This window comes from Micromonospora sp. ATA51 (assembly GCF_016802855.1).
Classification (GTDB): domain Bacteria; phylum Actinomycetota; class Actinomycetes; order Mycobacteriales; family Micromonosporaceae; genus Micromonospora; species Micromonospora sicca.
Map to the genome: position 1 here is coordinate 96015 of NZ_JAEVHJ010000001.1, position 15315 is coordinate 111329.

A 15315-nucleotide genomic window follows, 5' to 3' on the forward strand; every position below is an offset into this window, starting at 1 on the left:
GATGCGCATCGCCTTGTTCGTCACCTGCCTGGCGGACACCATGTTCCCCGAGGCGGCAAAGGCCACCGTACGGCTGCTCGAACGCCTCGGCCACGAGGTCGTTTTCCCCGAAGGCCAGACCTGCTGCGGGCAGATGCACGTCAACACCGGCTACCTGGACGAAGCGCTGCCGCTGGTGCGCCGGCACGTACGCACCTTCGACCCGTACGACGTGGTGGTCGCCCCGTCCGGCTCGTGCGTCGGGTCGTGCGCCACCAGCACGCCATGGTCGCCCGGCGGGCCGGCGACGAGCGGCTCGCCAGCCAGGCCGAGGCCGTGTCGGCACGCACCTACGAACTGTCGGAGCTGCTCACCGACGTGCTCGGGATCGAGGACGTGGGCGCCTACTACCCGCACCGGGTCACCTACCACCCGACCTGCCATTCCCTGCGCATGTTGCGGGTGGGGGACCGGCCGCTGCGGTTGCTGCGGCGGGTCCGCGGCTTGACGCTGGTGGAGCTGCCCGCGGCGGAGCAGTGCTGCGGCTTCGGTGGCACCTTCGCCGTGAAGAACGCCGACACCTCCACGGCGATGATGGCGGACAAGATGCGCCACGTCCTCGCCACCGGCGCGGACGTCTGCACCGCTGGGGACGTCTCCTGCCTTATGCACATCGGTGGGGGCCTGTCCCGGCTGCGTGCAGGAGTAAGCACCGTGCACCTCGCCGAGATCCTGGCCAGTACGGAGGCGTCATGACCAGCACCTTCCTCGGAATGCCGGCCACGGCCCCCCGTGGCGTCGGGCACCTGCGCGGCGACCAGCCCTTCCCCGCGGCCGCCCGGCGCAGCCTCGCCGACCCGCAGCTACGCCGAAACCTGCGGCACGCCACAACCACGATCCGGGCCAAGTCCGCCGCGGTCATCGCCGAAGCCCCTGACTGGCAACAGCTGCGCGACGCCGGAGCGGCGATCAAAGCCGACGTCATGAGCCGGCTACCCGAGCTGCTCGAACAGCTCGAGGCCGCTGTCACCCGGGCCGGCGGGACCGTGCACTGGGCGGCCGACGCGGTGGAGGCCAACAGGATCGTGACCGAGCTGGTCGCCGGGACCGGCAGCGACCGGGTCATCAAGGTCAAGTCGATGGCCACCCAGGAGATCGGCCTCAACGAGGCCCTCGAAGCCGCCGGGATCACCCCGGTGGAGACCGACCTCGCGGAGCTGATCGTCCAGCTCGGCGACGACCGGCCCAGCCACATCCTGGTGCCCGCCATCCACCGCAACCGCGCCGAGATCCGGGAGATCTTCCTGCGCGCGATGCCGGGGGTGGACCCGGCGCTCACCGACGACCCGGCGGCCCTGGCCGCCGCCGCGCGCCGTTACCTGCGGCAGACGTTCCTGCACACCCCGGTGGCCATCTCGGGGGCGAACTTCGCCGTCGCCGAGACCGGCACCCTCGCCGTCGTTGAATCCGAGGGCAACGGGCGGATGTGCCTCACCCTGCCCGACACCCTGATCACCGTGATGGGCATCGAGAAGGTGGTGCCCACCTGGCGGGACCTCGAGGTGTTCCTCCAGTTGCTGCCCCGGGCGTCGACCGGGGAGCGGATGAACCCGTACACCTCGATGTGGACCGGGGTCACCCCGGGCGACGGGCCGCAACAGGTGCACCTGGTGCTGCTGGACAACGGCCGCAGCGCGGTGCTCGCCGACGAGGTGGGCCGGCAGGTGCTGCACTGCATCCGCTGCTCGGCGTGCCTCAACGTCTGCCCGGTGTACGAGCGCACCGGCGGGCACGCGTACGGGTCGGTCTATCCGGGGCCGATCGGGGCGGTGCTCTCCCCGCAGCTGACCGGGGTCGCCGACAATGCCTCCCTGCCGTACGCGTCGTCGCTCTGCGGCGCGTGCTTCGACGCCTGCCCCGTGATGATCAACATTCCCGAGCTGCTGGTCCACCTACGCGCCGAACACGTCACCGACCGACGGCGACCCACCGCCGAGTCCATCGCGATGGCCGCCGCCGCGTACACCATGGACCACCCGGCGCTGTACGCGGCGGCGCAGCGCGCTGCGCGGCTCGGCAAGGTCGTTGGCAGGCGCGGTCGCGGCCTACCACCACCGCTGTCCGGCTGGACCGTCAGCCGCGACCTGCCGCAGCCGCCACCGCAGACCTTCCGCGAGTGGTGGGCCGAGCTGTGAACTCACGCCACCGGGTCCTCGGCCGAATCCGCGCTGCCCTCGGCGACCGGGCGGCCGCACCGGCCGAGGTGCCACGGGACTACCGGCCCGCCGGTGCCGAAGTGGAACTCGACCTGCTGGTGCACCGGCTCACCGACTACCGGGCCACCGTGCACCGATGCACCGACGGCCAGGTCGCACAGGTAGTCGAAGCGATCCTCGGTGGCCGGCGCGTCGTGGTCCCGCCCGGACTGCCACGGCATTGGCTGCCCGCCACCGTCGCCGCGGTGACCGACGAGAACCTCACCACGGAGCAAATCGCCGCCTGCGACGGGGTCGTGACCGCGGTCGCCGTGGCCATCGCCGAAACCGGTACCGTCGTCCTTGACGCAGCCCCGGACCAGGGCCGCCGGGTCATCACGCTCCTGCCCGACGTGCATGTCTGCGTGCTGCGGACCGACCAGGTCGTGGCAGGCGTGCCGGACGCCCTCGACCAGCTCGACCCGCGCCGGCCGCAGACCTGGATCAGCGGACCCTCCGCCACCAGCGACATCGAACTCAACCGGGTCGAGGGCGTCCACGGGCCCCGGAACCTGCATGTCGTTATCGTTCCTCGCGGCGACCTCCCGCCCGGCGCTTGATGAGTCACGAGTAGGCAGCGCGATGCGGCCGCGGAAGTAGGCGCATGAGTCCACGGCCTACCGATGAAGGGCGGTGGAGCGGGCTGGGAGCAACGGGGTGTGCTGAATTGCTATCCCACCACCACGTCGGCGCTGCTACGGCGGCCGGCGCCATCCCCAGCCAGGACGCCGTCCACCGCCTCGTCACCGTCACCCGGGCCGGGCTAAGCGCCGCTCGCCGTTAATTCGTCGGGGCTGGTATCCCCAAGCCGTGGGGTCGTCGAGGTAGAGGCCGCAGGCGCAGGCTGAGGGCTTGCTCGGGACCGGCGGCGTGCAGCCCGGTAGGCAGGAGCCAGTCCTGACAGCCCGTTGCCGTACCTGCGCTCAGGTGCTGCGACATGGCGCCGCCCTCGCGGGGTAGCGACCTGTGCAAATGTCTGGCAATGTGACGCCGAACGGTGTCCCATGACACATCAGGGACACATTTGCTTTGAGGGGGCGTCCGATGCGGAGATCAACCAAAGTCCGATCGCTTGTCGTCGCGGGGGTGGCAGCCCTGCTTGCCGCTGCGCCTTCCCCTGTGCTGGCCCATGAGCCCTGGGACGACGGTTCCGTTCCGCCGCCGCCGCCGAGCAGCCCGGCTGACGGCTACAGCCGCAACATGCACCTGCTTTCCACAGCGGCCCACACCGGCGGTGTCAACTCCGACCTGGCCTTCTCCGGCAACCTTGTCTACGCAGGTCACTACGGTGGCTTCCGGATCATCGACATCTCCGAGCCCGGCGAGCCGGTCGAGTTGGCCGATGTGCACTGCAACGGACCGCAGGGCGACGTCTCCGTGTGGGGGGACCTGCTGTTCCTGTCGGTGGACACCCCGCAGAGCACGCCGGGCTGCGAGGGGTCCCGCAACGTCACCGCGTCGACCCCGGGCGCCTGGGAAGGGGTGCGCGTCTTCGATGTCAGCGACCCCAGCGCGCCGCAGTTCCTGCAGGCGATCCGCACCGACTGCGGCTCGCACACCCACACGCTGGTGCCCAGGGAGGACGGCGGCACCTACATCTACGTCGCCTCGTACCCGCTGAGCGCCAGCAACATCGGCCCCGACTGCCAGGCCCCGTTCGAGCGGATCTCGGTCATCGACGTGCCGGGCAAGGACCGCGCGGCTGGCCTCGCCGCGAGGGTGGCCGCGGAGCCCACCATCAAGGGGGTCGACCTCTTCAGCGGGTCGTCCGGCGACTTCTTCGCCTGCCACGACATCCAAGTGCTGACCCCCCGCAAACTCGCCGCCGCCGCCTGCCTGTCCCAGGGGCAGCTGTGGGACATCAGCAACCCGCTGGCACCCCAGGTCACCGCCAACATCGACACGCCCGACGTGGACATCTGGCACAGCGCCGCGTTCACCCACGACGGGAAGTACGTGACGTTCGGCGACGAGTACTTCGGGCCGGCGCAGGAACCCTTCGGGGCGATCTGGACGTACGCCGTGGACAACCTCGCCACGCCGCTGAGCCACCTGCGGATCCCGCGCGATCAACCCAGCACCTACCACAACTTCAACTACGTACCGGTGGCCGGACGCAACATCCTGGTCTCCTCCGCGTACGGCTCGGGCACCTCGGTGGTCGACCTGACCGACCCCACCAGCCCGAAGGAGATCGGCTATTACGACATGCAGTCCAACCAGTGGTCCACCTACTGGTACAACGGCCTGATCATCGCCAACGACATCTCCCGAGGGGTCGACGTGCTGCGCTTGAGCACGCGCGAGACCGCCAGCGCAAAGCAACTGCCGATGCTCAACCCGCAGACGCAGACGTTCCTGCTCAACTGACCGCGCTCCGAGGGGCGGGCGGGAGCGTCGCTCCCGCGCCCGGCGTCGGCTGGTTCACGTGCAGAGCAACAGGCACTTCTGCGGCAGCGAGCCGCTCGGAGGAGCGCGGCACGTCGCGGCCCTACCTGTCCCCCGACCCGCGCGACACCCTCACCGCGACGGAAGTCTCCGTCCTCGGCGCCCTCGTCCTCCTGCTGCGGCGGAAACGCCCGGCGAAACGGGGGACCGGGTGGCGGTGGATCGTGATGACGTGGGCGTAGAGCAAACCCGGCTGATGAGTGAGTTGCCGGACCTTCCCGACCAGCAGTGCCTCGGGACCAGGGTGAACCTCAGGGTGCTGACGAGGGCAGGAGGTCACGCGGACGGCAGGCGGTTGACGCCGCGCCAGCCGGACCAACCCGCCGCCCGAACACCCGCGGGGTCATCGGGTCTCGAGGAGCTCGTGCCCCACGGGCCGGAGGGCTGCCGGGTCCCCGCCCTTCCCGCGCTACGGCTCAGCTTGCTGGATGCGCGGTGGGCCGGGTATGGGGGAGCAGGTCGCCGCGCGGGTGGTCGGGCAGGTCGCGGTCGGTGTGGTCGGCGTGAAACAACGCCTCGGCGAGCAGCGCCTGGACGTGCACGTCGGCGGCGGAGTAGTAGACGAAGGTGCCCTCCCGGCGCCCGCGCACCAGCCCGGCCAGGCGCAGCTTGGCCAGGTGCTGGCTGACGGCGGTGGGCGCGGCGCCCACCAGGTCGGCGAGGCAGGCGACCGACGACTCGCCCTGCAGCAACGCCCAGAGGATCTTGATCCGGGTCGGGTCGGCGAGCAGCCGGAATCCCTCGGCGGCCAGGTGGACCTGCTCGTCGTTGGGCATCTGGAAGTCCGGCAACGAGGTGTGCACCCATCCAGCCTAGCGTTCCTTCGCTGACTGCCTGCCTAGCTGCCTTCGTACCTTCGAAGTGACGCAGGTAAGGTTGTTCGTCGTGACCCTCACGGCCGACACCACTCCCGCGCCGCCAGCGACCAGAGCGATCCACGCCCCCAGACGATGGGGCACCCGACTGTGGGTCCTCGCCGAGGTCCGCTGGGCGATGGCGGCCACCGTACTGTTCGCCCTCGGCGGCATCGCGCAGCTTGCGCACGCCCCGGCACCGCTGTGGTGGACCCTGTACCTGACCTGCTATGCCGTCGGCGGATGGGAGCCGGCGCTGGCTGGGCTGCGGGCGCTGCGCGAGAAGACCCTGGACGTGGATCTGCTGATGATCGTGGCCGCGCTCGGCGCGGCCGGCATCGGGCAGGTCTTCGACGGCGCGCTGCTGATCGTCATCTTCGCCACCTCCGGCGCGCTGGAGGCGTTCGCGACAGCCCGGACCGCTGACTCGGTCCGCGCGCTGCTCAACCTCGCCCCCGAGCGGGCCACCCGGGTCCGCAACGACGGCAACGAGGAAGCCGTCGACACCACGGACATCACCATCGGCGACGTCATCTGGGTACGGCCAGGCGAGCGGATCGGCGCCGACGCCCTGGTCATCGACGGGGCTAGCGACGTCGACCAGGCCAGCATCACCGGCGAACCGCTGCCGGTAGCCAAACACCCCGGGGACGAGGTGTATGCGGGCACCGTCAACGGTGCCGGCGCACTGCTGGCCCGGGTGCACCGCCCGGCCGCCGAATCGGTGATCGCCCGCATCGTCGCCCTGGTCGAGGAGGCCTCGGCCACCAAGGCCCGCACCCAGCTGTTCATCGAGAAAGTCGAGCAGCGCTACTCCGTCGGCGTGGTCCTGGCGACCCTCGCCCTGTTCACCGTCCCCTTGGCGCTCGGCGCGGCCCTGCAGCCGACACTGCTGCGAGCGATGGCCTTCATGATCGTCGCCTCGCCGTGCGCGGTGGTACTGGCCACCATGCCACCGCTGCTGTCGGCCATCGCCCTCGCCGGCCGGCACGGCGTCCTGGTCAAGTCCGCCGTGGTCATGGAACAGCTCGCCGACACCGACGTGGTCGCGTTCGACAAGACCGGCACCCTCACCGAGGGCACCCCCCGAATCGCGGAAATCCACCTCGTCCCCGGCGGCGGTTACACCCAGGACACCCTGCTGCGGCTGGCCGCCGCCGCCGAACACCCCAGCGAACATCCCCTGGCTGCCGCCGTGCTTGCCGCCGCCCGCGAACGGGCGCTGACCGTACCCGCGGTCCACGACTTCACCTCCACGCCCGGCCGAGGCGTCACCGCCACCGTCGACGGGCGCCGCGTACGCGTCGCAGCCCCGCCCTTCTGAACGACCTCCCGCACGTGGATCCGCCTGTGCACACGGTCGTCAGCACCACGCAGGCCGCCGGGCGTACCGCAGTGGTGGTGATCGTCGACGACGTGCCCTCCGGGGTCCTTGCCCTCGCCGACCGGGTCCGCCCGCACGCCGCAGCCACCGTCACCGCACTGACCACGTTGACCGGCGCGACGCCGGTACTGCTCACCGGCGACAATCCAGGAGCGGCCGGCCGGCTCGCCGCCGAAACCGGTATCACCGAGGTGCACGCCGGTCTGCTACCCGCCGGCAAGGTCGATCGGGTACGCGCCCTGCAGCGCGACGGCCAGCGAGTTCTGCTGGTCGGCGACGGCGTCAACGACGCCCCCGCCCTCGCCGCCGCCGACACCGGCGTGGCGATGGGCCGGCACGGCTCCGACCTCGCCCTGCAGACCGCCGACGCGGTCCTGGTCCGCGACGACCTGACCACACTGCCCGCCGTCATCGCCCTGTCCCGCCGCGCCCGCCGCCTGGTCACCACCAACCTTGTCATCGCCGGCACGTTCATCACCGTGCTCGTCGCCTGGGACCTGTTCGGCCACCTCCCACTCCCGCTCGGCGTCGCCGGACACGAGGGTTCCACCGTCATCGTCGGCCTCAACGGTCTGCGGCTGCTGCACTCCCGCGCCTGGCGTAGGGCACGGGACGGTAGATGAGCCGCCGCGCCGGACAGGCGAGACCGGCGGCCACGCCCTGCACGTTGGCCGTGCGCTGATTCGGGCACCCGGGAGCGGTTCGGGCGCACTGGGCCACATTGCATGGGCGAAGGGCCGGCCGCGGCGAAGCCGATGGGGGCAACGAACGCGTGATCCACGCAGGCCTTGCCTGCGGGAACCGGACTGACGGGACTGCTCCGGATCTACTGATGGCGGGGCCGGTATCGGGGGAGCGGGGTGGGAGCAGCCGCGTGTACCGAACGGCAGCCAACTGCACCCAACGGCTCCGAACACCGCGGCACCCCGGAGGCCTGGAGTCGGCCGGGTAGGCGGTCAGTTCCGGCGCCTCGCCCTCACCGAAGGAGTGCACCGTGCACCGGTCGGCGAGAGGGGGAGCGTAGTACGGGACGAGGCTCTGGTCCCGGCTGCGAAAGCCGGCGGCGCGGAGGGGAGAACCGCGGCGACGCCGGCGATCGGCAGCCAGCACTGCGGCGGGACGACGGGCCATGGACACCTCCGGTGACCCGCGCCTCTCTGTGCCAACGATCTCGCCGAGCCGGGTCACGTCGTCATGCAACTAACGGTTGCGCATGTCCGGCAGGTCGGCTAGCGTGATGCGCAACCAAACGTTGCAGAAGGTGGCGAGCATGGAATTCGGAACGATCGAGCGGGAGATCCACATCGACGCCTCACCCGAGGTCGTCTTCGACGTGGTGAGCAGTCCCGAGCACCTGCGCGAGTGGTGGCCGGACGAGGCGGAGTTCCCGGCCGTGCCCGGGGGAGCGGGGCGGATCGGCTTCGGGGACTGCTCGCAGGGCGGCACCTGGGTGCAGCTCGCGGTCGTCGACGCCGTGCCGCCGCGGCTCTTCTCCTTCCGGTGGACCCACGCGGAGGAGGAGTCCGCCGGCCCGGGCAACTCGTTCCTGGTCGTCTTCGAGCTCGAGCCCGACGGGAGCGGGACGCTCCTGCGGATGACCGAGAGCGGCTTCCGTGAGCGCGGCTGGGACGAGGCGAAGGTCGCCGCCGAGTACGCCGCGCACGTCACCGGCTGGGACTTCTACCTGCCGCGGCTGCCGGCGTACTCCGCGAAGGTCGGAGCGGGCGCATGAGCGTGATGGTGGACGACGACCTCTGGTCGGCGGTCGGCGACCCGACCCGGCGCCGGATGCTCGACCTGCTGCTGAGCGAAGGCAGCGGGACGGCGACCAGCCTGAGCGAGCACCTGCCCGTGACCCGTCAGGCGGTGACGAAGCACCTCGTCGTCCTCGACCGGGTCGGCCTGGTGCACGCCACCACCGCCGGCCGCGAGAAGCAGTTCCGCGTCGATCAGGCCCAGCTCGCCCGCGCGGTCGCCCAGCTCGCCGACGTCGGCGCTGCTTGGGACTCCCGTCTCCAGCGCATCAAGCGCATCGCGGAGACGATCCAGCGCGGCAAGGACACCAACAACGAGACCGAGAAGAAGCAGTAGAGAGGAACACGGGCATGGCAGACATCCTTCACCGCATCGGCGTCGAGCAGTCCTCGCCGGAGCAGGTGTACGACGCGCTCACCACCCTGGACGGCTTGTCCGGCTGGTGGACCGAGAAGACGTCGGGGGAGACCGACCTCGGCGGCGTGATCGAGTTCCGGTTCGGGCCGGGCGGGTTCGACATGAAGGTCGCCGAGCTGGATCCGGGCCGGCTCGTCCGCTGGGACGTCGTGGACGGACCGCAGGAGTGGATCGGCACCAGCGTGCAGTGGGACCTCCGTCAGGACGGCGACTACACGATCGTGCTGTTCAAGCACGAGGGCTGGCGTGAGCCGGTCGAGTTCATGCACCACTGCAGCACCAAGTGGGGCACCTTCCTGATGAGCCTCAAGCAGTTCCTCGAGACCGGGGAAGGTGCCCCCGAGCCGCGCGACGTGAAGATCAGCGACTGGCACTGACCCGGCGACGCCCAAGCACGGCCACGGCCCGGTGCCGGACGTCGTCACCATCGGCAAGGCCATCGGCGGAGGCGTGCCCGTCGGGGCGTACGGCCTGTCCGCCGAGTTGGCCGCCGCGATTCTCGACCGCGATGACCTGGACCTGGTCGACATGGGCGGGGTGGGTGGGACTCTCGCGGGGAACGCGCTGTCGGTCGCCGCCGCGCGAGCCACGCTGGAGCACGTGCTCACCGACTCCGCGTTCACGCAGATGACGGCGCTCGCGACCCGGTTCACCGACGCGGTCACCAAGGTCATCGAGGCCCATGACCTGCCGTGGTCGATCAGCCAGCTCGGCGCGCGGGCGGAGTACCGGTTCGTGCGCCCGGCCCCCCGCGACGGGACCTCCTCGGCCCGAGCGGCCGACGCCGAGCTGGAGGACTACCTGCACCTGTACCTCGCAAACCGCGGCGTGCTGCTCACTCCGTTCCACAACATGGCGCTGATGTCGCCCGCGACGAGTGCCGCGGACGTCGACCGTCACTCCGTGGTGTTCGCGGCGGCGGTCGCCGAGCTGCTGGCGTGAACCCGGTGAGCGGTGAGCCAAGCACTGCCGCACGGCAGGGGCCCGCTGCTCGGCGTTCAACTCTCCGGTCCGCCCTCGCGGCGGTGCCCGGGATCCCGACGGTACGCGGGGCGAAGCTTCGCGCTGGCGAACGCCGCCTTCACCGCGGCCGAGAGCGCGGCGATGTCGTACGCGCCGTGGTGGCGCCGGCCGTTGATGAAGAAGGTCGGGGTTCCGGTGACGCCGCTGAGGTCGGCGGAGTCGATGTCCTCGGCGATCCGGTCGGCGCCCTTGAGCTCGGCGAGGTGCTCCCGGAATCGGTCGAGGTCCAGGCCGAGCCGTTCTGCGTAGCTGAGCACATCGGTGGGCTTGAGTGCGTCCTGGTGCGCGAGAAGCAGGTCGTGCATCTCCCAGAACGCGCTCTGCTCGCCCGCCGCCTCGGCGGCCTCGGCGGCGAGTTGGGCATGCGGGTGGACGTCGGTGAGCGGCAGGTGCCGCCAGACGTACCGGATGTTCGCGAAGTCGGTCAGCAGTTCCCGGACCACCGGCTCGGCCTGCCCGCAGTAGGGGCATTCGAAGTCGCCGTACTCCACGACCGTCACCGGCGCTTCCCGCGGCCCGCGCACGTGGTCGCGCTCCGGATCGACCGGAACCATCAGGTCGACGATCCCCTCGGCGGCACCCAGCAGCGCGCGGGCCCGCCGCGCCGGTGAGAGCCGGGCGGCGGAACGGAACACCAGCCCGGTGACGACGGACGAACCAACCGTCGCGACGAGGATGCCGAGCTTCGCCTCCTCCAGGGTCGGGCCGCTCACCGCGTGGGTGGCGATCAGGAGGGCGACGGTGAACCCGATGCCGGAGACCGTGCCCACCCCGGCGACGGCGACCCAGCCGACCGGCGGCCGGAACCGGTTGCGGCTGAGCCGGGTTACCAGCCACGAGGTGGCCACGATCCCGGCCGGCTTGCCGACCACGTACCCCACCACGATGCCAAGCGTGACCGGGGAGGTGACGGCCCTGGCCAGGAGCTCGCCGTCGATCACGATCCCGACGTTCGCCAGCGCGAAGAGCGGCACGACCACGTAGCTGGCCCACGGGTGGTAGAGGAGCTGCAACCGCTCGTTCGGCGACAGCGCTGAGGCGAGCCCGGCCCGGGCCGAACGGGCGAGCTGCGGGGTGGGCTGTTCCCGGAAGAGGCGGAAAAGGTCGCTCGCCCGCTGCAGTTCGGTGCGGCCGGGGGCATAGGCGTAGGTGAGCAGACCCATCACCAGGCCCACCGCGACCGGGTCGACACCGGACTCCGAGACCGCGAGCCAGGCCGCCAACCCCAACAGCGCGTAGACCGGCCCGTACCGCACGCCGTACGCCCGGATGAGCAGGACGACGCCGAAGATTCCAGCCGCGGCAAGCAGCGCCGTCGCCGAGGGATGTTCCGGGTAGGCGATCGCCAGCACCGCGATCGCGACTACGTCGTCGACGACGGAGACCGTCAGCAGGAAACCCCGCAACCGATCCGAGAAGCGCGGCCCGAAGACGGCCAGTGCGCCGAGCGCGAGCGCGGTGTCCGTGGCCATCACCGCGCCCCAGCCCGCGGCCGTGGTGCGCCCGGCGTTGAACGCGAGGTAGATCGCGATCGGCAGGAGTACGCCGCCGAGCCCGGCCAGCATCGGCAACGTCAGCCGACGCCGCTCCCGCAGCTCTCCGATGTCGAAGTCGCGGCGCAGCTCCAGCCCGGCGACCAGGAAGAAGAACGTCATGAGGCCGCTGTTGACCCAGGTACGCAGGTCGTGTGACACGCGCCAGTCGCCGAGCTGGACGGAGAAGGAGGTGCTCCAGAGCGACTCGTACGACCTCAGGTGGAGGTTGGCCCAGACGAGCGCGACCACCGCGGCGACCAGCACCACCCGTGCGCTGCCGGTCTCGGTGTGCAGGAACGAGCGCAGCGGGGCGTTGAACCGGCCGACCCAGGCGGTCCGGCCGGACCATCCCCGGTGGGGGTTGTGACTCGTCACGTGGACGATCCTCCTCGACCTGCTCGCCACCTGGTTCGGATTCCGGCACACGGTAACCGGCTGAGACGGGACCGGGTGAGTGATCCGCAGCGCTCGCTCCCCGGGTCGCCTGCACCGCCACTGGAACGCGGGACCCGGCGCATCCCGTGGACTGCTACTGCACCAACGGCGGCCCACCAGGGGATTGACAGATCACTTTCGGCACGCTGAGGATTGGGTCAGTCCACTGACCGTCACCGGAACAGCCTCTCGTTCACCAGATCGGCACCCGCTGTCCGCAGGTCGGCGATGCGGGCAGCTCGGTCCGCCGCAGCCGGACACCACCACCTTCCCTCTCCCCGTGTCGTGGGCGCTGCCGACCCCGCAGCGACCACACGCGACCAACCAGAGCGGAACCGCGTACCCCGGGCGGGACCCTCGGCACGTCAACCGGCCATCCATGCCGAGAAAACCGAGATGGGTGGACATGACAATGCATGATCCCCTAGGTCCACGGTGGCGACGCCGCCTTCCCGTCCCGGCCGCGCTGGCCGCCGCCGCGGCCGTCGTGCTGCTGGTCAGCCCGGCCGCGGCGATCGTGCCGCAGGCGGCTCCACCCGCTGCCGACCTCGGCCGTGTCGCCGACGAGGAGGCAAGCGTCGTCGAGGTGCTGCTCGCCGACACCGCGCAGCTCGACGCACTCGTCGCCACCGGCGTCGACCTCGACCACGACGTCGCACGGACGGAGAACGGCGTGGTCGCGCACGCCGTGATCACACCCAACGAGGCCGCGGCACTGGCCGCCGCCGGGTTCACCCTGGGCGGGGTCGTGCACCGCCCCGGCGACGCGCGGGCCCGCGTCGCCGAACGGGAGGCGACCATCGCGGAGCACGTCGCGGAGAACCGGGAGTTCTCCACGGCGGCAACGGCAGCGGACGTCTCCGACATCAAGATCATCCGCGCCGACTACTACACCTCGGGGACCAGCCAGGTCCTGTCCGTGGAGGCGAAGTGGGCGCAGGGTCAGACGGCCAGCAACACCCTCGTCGTCGAGCGGGACAGCGGCCCGGGCACCGAGATCGGCTCCGGCGGGACGCAGGCCATCTCCCGCTTCGTCGACGCCGGCGTCTACCTCTACCTCCGCGGCGCCTCGCTGGTGACGAGCCGCCCCGACTACGTCCGGATCACCAGCCCCACCGGCGACGTCGCTGTGGCCAAGGTGCAGGAGTGGCTGCCCATTCCGGACACCAACCCGGAGGGCCCGGGGTACCAGAAGGACTTCGTCACCAGCTACCTGACGCCCACCGAGCTGTACGGGCGGATCCTTCAGCTCGCCGCCGCGTTCCCGGACCTGGCCGAGATCGTCGAACTGCCGTACCGGACCAACGGCTACCGGCGCCACGCGCAGGCGGTGTTCGGCACCGCCAACGCCAGCCGCGTCGCGGTCGACTCCCTGGCCTGGGGGCACCAGGGCGGCAACGACATCTCCGTCGAGCTGGTCAACCCCGGCGCCGCCAACGCCGCGTTGTCGGTGACCGTGGCCGGCAAGGTCATCCGGGTGAACCTGGCCACCGACGCCGCCGGCGCGGTGACCAGCACGGCAGCCCAGGTCGTCGCGGCCCTCAACGCCGGCGCCGGGTCGCTGGTCCGGGCGTACACCTATCGGGGGAGCGCGGGCACCGGCGTGGTCGCGCCGGCACCGCGGACGTCGCTCAGCGACGGCCTCAGCGCGCCGGCCAGCGTCTCCCGCGATCCGCAGCCGGTGTACGCCATCCGAATCGGCAAGCAGCGCGACGGGTCGAAGCCGGGCGTGCTCGCCTACGCGCAGGAACACGCCCGGGAATGGGTGCCGCCGCTGGTCGCCATCGAGACCGCCGAGCGGCTGCTGCGCAACTACGCGCACGACGGGCAGACCAAGCAGCTGCTGAACAACCTCGACATCTGGATCGCGCCGTCGGTCAACCCCGACGGTGGCCACTACTCCTTCTACGACTTCAACTCCCAGCGCAAGAACATGACCAACCACTGCCCGCTCACCGGAGCCGCCGACTACCTCGGCCGCAATTCGTGGGGCGTGGACAACAACCGCAACTACACCGAGTACAGCCTCTTCGACGGCTACTCCGGTGCGTCCGCGAGCTGCACCAGCGGCACGTACGCCGGGCCGAGCGAACTGTCCGAACCGGAGAACAGGAACCTCGACTGGCTGGCTGCCCGACCGAACATCGCGTTCTCCATGAACCTGCACTCGTCGGGCAACTACTTCATGTGGTCACCCGGCGCGTACGCCCTGCCCGACCGGATCTCGGCGCCGCGCCCGACGCTCGCCCAGGAGTCGGCGTTCTGGGGCGCCTCGTCGCGGATCCTGACCGCGATCAAGCGACACCGGAACATGGCGGTCACCCCGGCGCGGACCGGCCCGATCTCCGACGTGCTCTACTCGGCGGCGGGCAACTCCGGCGACATGCTCTGGTACAAGTACGGCATCTACGCCTGGAACTTCGAGGTCGGCACCGAGTTCCAGCCGGAGTGGGACGAGGCGCACGCCGAGACGATGGAGTTCGCCAACGGCCTGGTAGAGCTCATGCGGGTGGCGCGGGACTTCGACCGGGACCACACCCGGCCGGAGAGCAGCCTGTCGGTCACCCCGAGCTCGACGCCGGGGATGGTGAACGTGAGCTTCGGCGTCACCGAGCCGGCGGCGCTCTTCTACACCGTCGACGGCAGCGCACCCACGTACTCGTCGATGCTCTACGGCTCGGCGGGCATCCGCGAGGGCGGGGAGATGCTGACCCTGCCGGTGGGCACGGAGATCCACTGGTTCTCGGTGGACTCGGCGGGCAACGTCGAGAACAACTACCTCGCCGACGGCGGGGCCAGGAACTACCGCAAGGGTCAGGTGGTCCTACCGACGGGCTGATCAGCGACGGTACGGTCGACGGCCGCGGCGCTGTCCGGCGTCGCGGCCGCCGGCTGGGCAGCGGCTCGACGATGGAGCTGGGCCCGGACCAGGTTGGGCCAGCCGCCCGGGGTCGGGTGCGGTGCAGGTACTCCTCGTGGAACTCGGACCCGTGCAGGTGTTCGGGCTGCAGATCCTGGATGCCGTCGAGCAGCCCCGGGTACACGCCCCCCTGATGGAAGCTCACCGACGCCAGCACGAGCCGGCCGACCCGGGGCGCGTGGTCGGTGCCGAGACGCAGCGCCACCGTCGCGCCCTGGTGCGGTTTTGTCGGCGCGTAGTACCCGCTCCCCGCCGTTCTCGTCCGCCGGCGGCGAGAGCTGTGGAACACTGAGGCCTGGTACACGCTCAA

At 70.9% G+C, this 15315-nt stretch carries 11 protein-coding genes and 2 pseudogenes; 11 read left to right on the forward strand and 2 right to left on the reverse strand.

The features are described from left to right. Position 1 precedes the first annotated feature (1 nt). From JNW87_RS00300 to JNW87_RS00315, 4 genes and pseudogenes are all read left to right on the forward strand, one after another. Positions 2 to 735 (forward strand): annotated as a pseudogene (locus tag JNW87_RS00300) ((Fe-S)-binding protein). After that, positions 732 to 2174: a LutB/LldF family L-lactate oxidation iron-sulfur protein gene (locus JNW87_RS00305; RefSeq protein WP_238452681.1), complete on the forward strand. Its 1443-nt coding sequence runs from the start codon at positions 732 to 734 to the stop codon at positions 2172 to 2174. Before JNW87_RS00300 ends, JNW87_RS00305 begins: the two are co-directional and overlap by 4 nt. Continuing rightward, a complete protein-coding gene (locus tag JNW87_RS00310) occupies positions 2171 to 2794 on the forward strand; it encodes an LUD domain-containing protein (RefSeq protein WP_109802207.1) in 624 nt (207 codons plus the stop codon). The genes JNW87_RS00305 and JNW87_RS00310 overlap by 4 nt, the downstream gene beginning before the upstream one ends. 640 nt (positions 2795 to 3434) lie before the next feature. Further along, a complete protein-coding gene (locus JNW87_RS00315) occupies positions 3435 to 4604 on the forward strand; it encodes an LVIVD repeat-containing protein (RefSeq protein ID WP_161557845.1) in 1170 nt (389 codons plus the stop codon). A 494-nt stretch (positions 4605 to 5098) separates the two neighbouring features. Here the strand turns inward: JNW87_RS00315 and JNW87_RS00320 are convergent, their stop codons facing one another. Further along, positions 5099 to 5458, reverse strand: coding sequence for a metalloregulator ArsR/SmtB family transcription factor (locus JNW87_RS00320; protein ID WP_255543239.1), 360 nt, complete (start codon positions 5456 to 5458; stop codon positions 5099 to 5101). A 109-nt stretch (positions 5459 to 5567) separates the two neighbouring features. Here JNW87_RS00320 and JNW87_RS40170 point away from each other — a divergent pair, with 109 nt between their 5' ends. The 6 genes and pseudogenes from JNW87_RS40170 to JNW87_RS00345 all read left to right on the forward strand — a co-directional run. Next, positions 5568 to 6860: a heavy metal translocating P-type ATPase gene (locus tag JNW87_RS40170; RefSeq protein WP_309233867.1), complete on the forward strand. Its 1293-nt coding sequence runs from the start codon at positions 5568 to 5570 to the stop codon at positions 6858 to 6860. Positions 6861 to 6886: 26 nt separating this feature from the next. Next, entirely contained in the window at positions 6887 to 7543 is a 657-nt protein-coding gene (locus tag JNW87_RS40175; protein ID WP_309233868.1) for an HAD-IC family P-type ATPase, read from the forward strand. Between the two features lie 647 nt (positions 7544 to 8190). Next, positions 8191 to 8652: an SRPBCC domain-containing protein gene (locus tag JNW87_RS00330; protein ID WP_109802203.1), complete on the forward strand. Its 462-nt coding sequence runs from the start codon at positions 8191 to 8193 to the stop codon at positions 8650 to 8652. Then, on the forward strand, positions 8649 to 9011 hold the full coding sequence (locus JNW87_RS00335; protein WP_109802202.1) for a winged helix-turn-helix domain-containing protein: 363 nt from the start codon (positions 8649 to 8651) through the stop codon (positions 9009 to 9011). The genes JNW87_RS00330 and JNW87_RS00335 overlap by 4 nt, the downstream gene beginning before the upstream one ends. Before the next feature lie 14 nt (positions 9012 to 9025). Further along, positions 9026 to 9469 (forward strand): SRPBCC domain-containing protein, encoded by a 444-nt coding sequence (locus JNW87_RS00340; RefSeq protein WP_109802201.1) that lies wholly within the window; start codon positions 9026 to 9028, stop codon positions 9467 to 9469. A gap of 28 nt (positions 9470 to 9497) precedes the next feature. Continuing rightward, positions 9498 to 10034 (forward strand): annotated as a pseudogene (locus JNW87_RS00345) (aminotransferase class III-fold pyridoxal phosphate-dependent enzyme); the annotation flags it as partial. Positions 10035 to 10090: 56 nt separating this feature from the next. Here the strand turns inward: JNW87_RS00345 and JNW87_RS00350 are convergent. After that, positions 10091 to 12025: a Na+/H+ antiporter NhaA gene (locus tag JNW87_RS00350; protein WP_109803378.1), complete on the reverse strand. Its 1935-nt coding sequence runs from the start codon at positions 12023 to 12025 to the stop codon at positions 10091 to 10093. Positions 12026 to 12497: 472 nt separating this feature from the next. Between JNW87_RS00350 and JNW87_RS00355 the strand changes: the two genes are divergently transcribed. Then, a complete protein-coding gene (locus JNW87_RS00355; RefSeq protein WP_109803379.1) occupies positions 12498 to 14924 on the forward strand; it encodes a M14 family metallopeptidase in 2427 nt (808 codons plus the stop codon). Positions 14925 to 15315 lie beyond the last annotated feature (391 nt).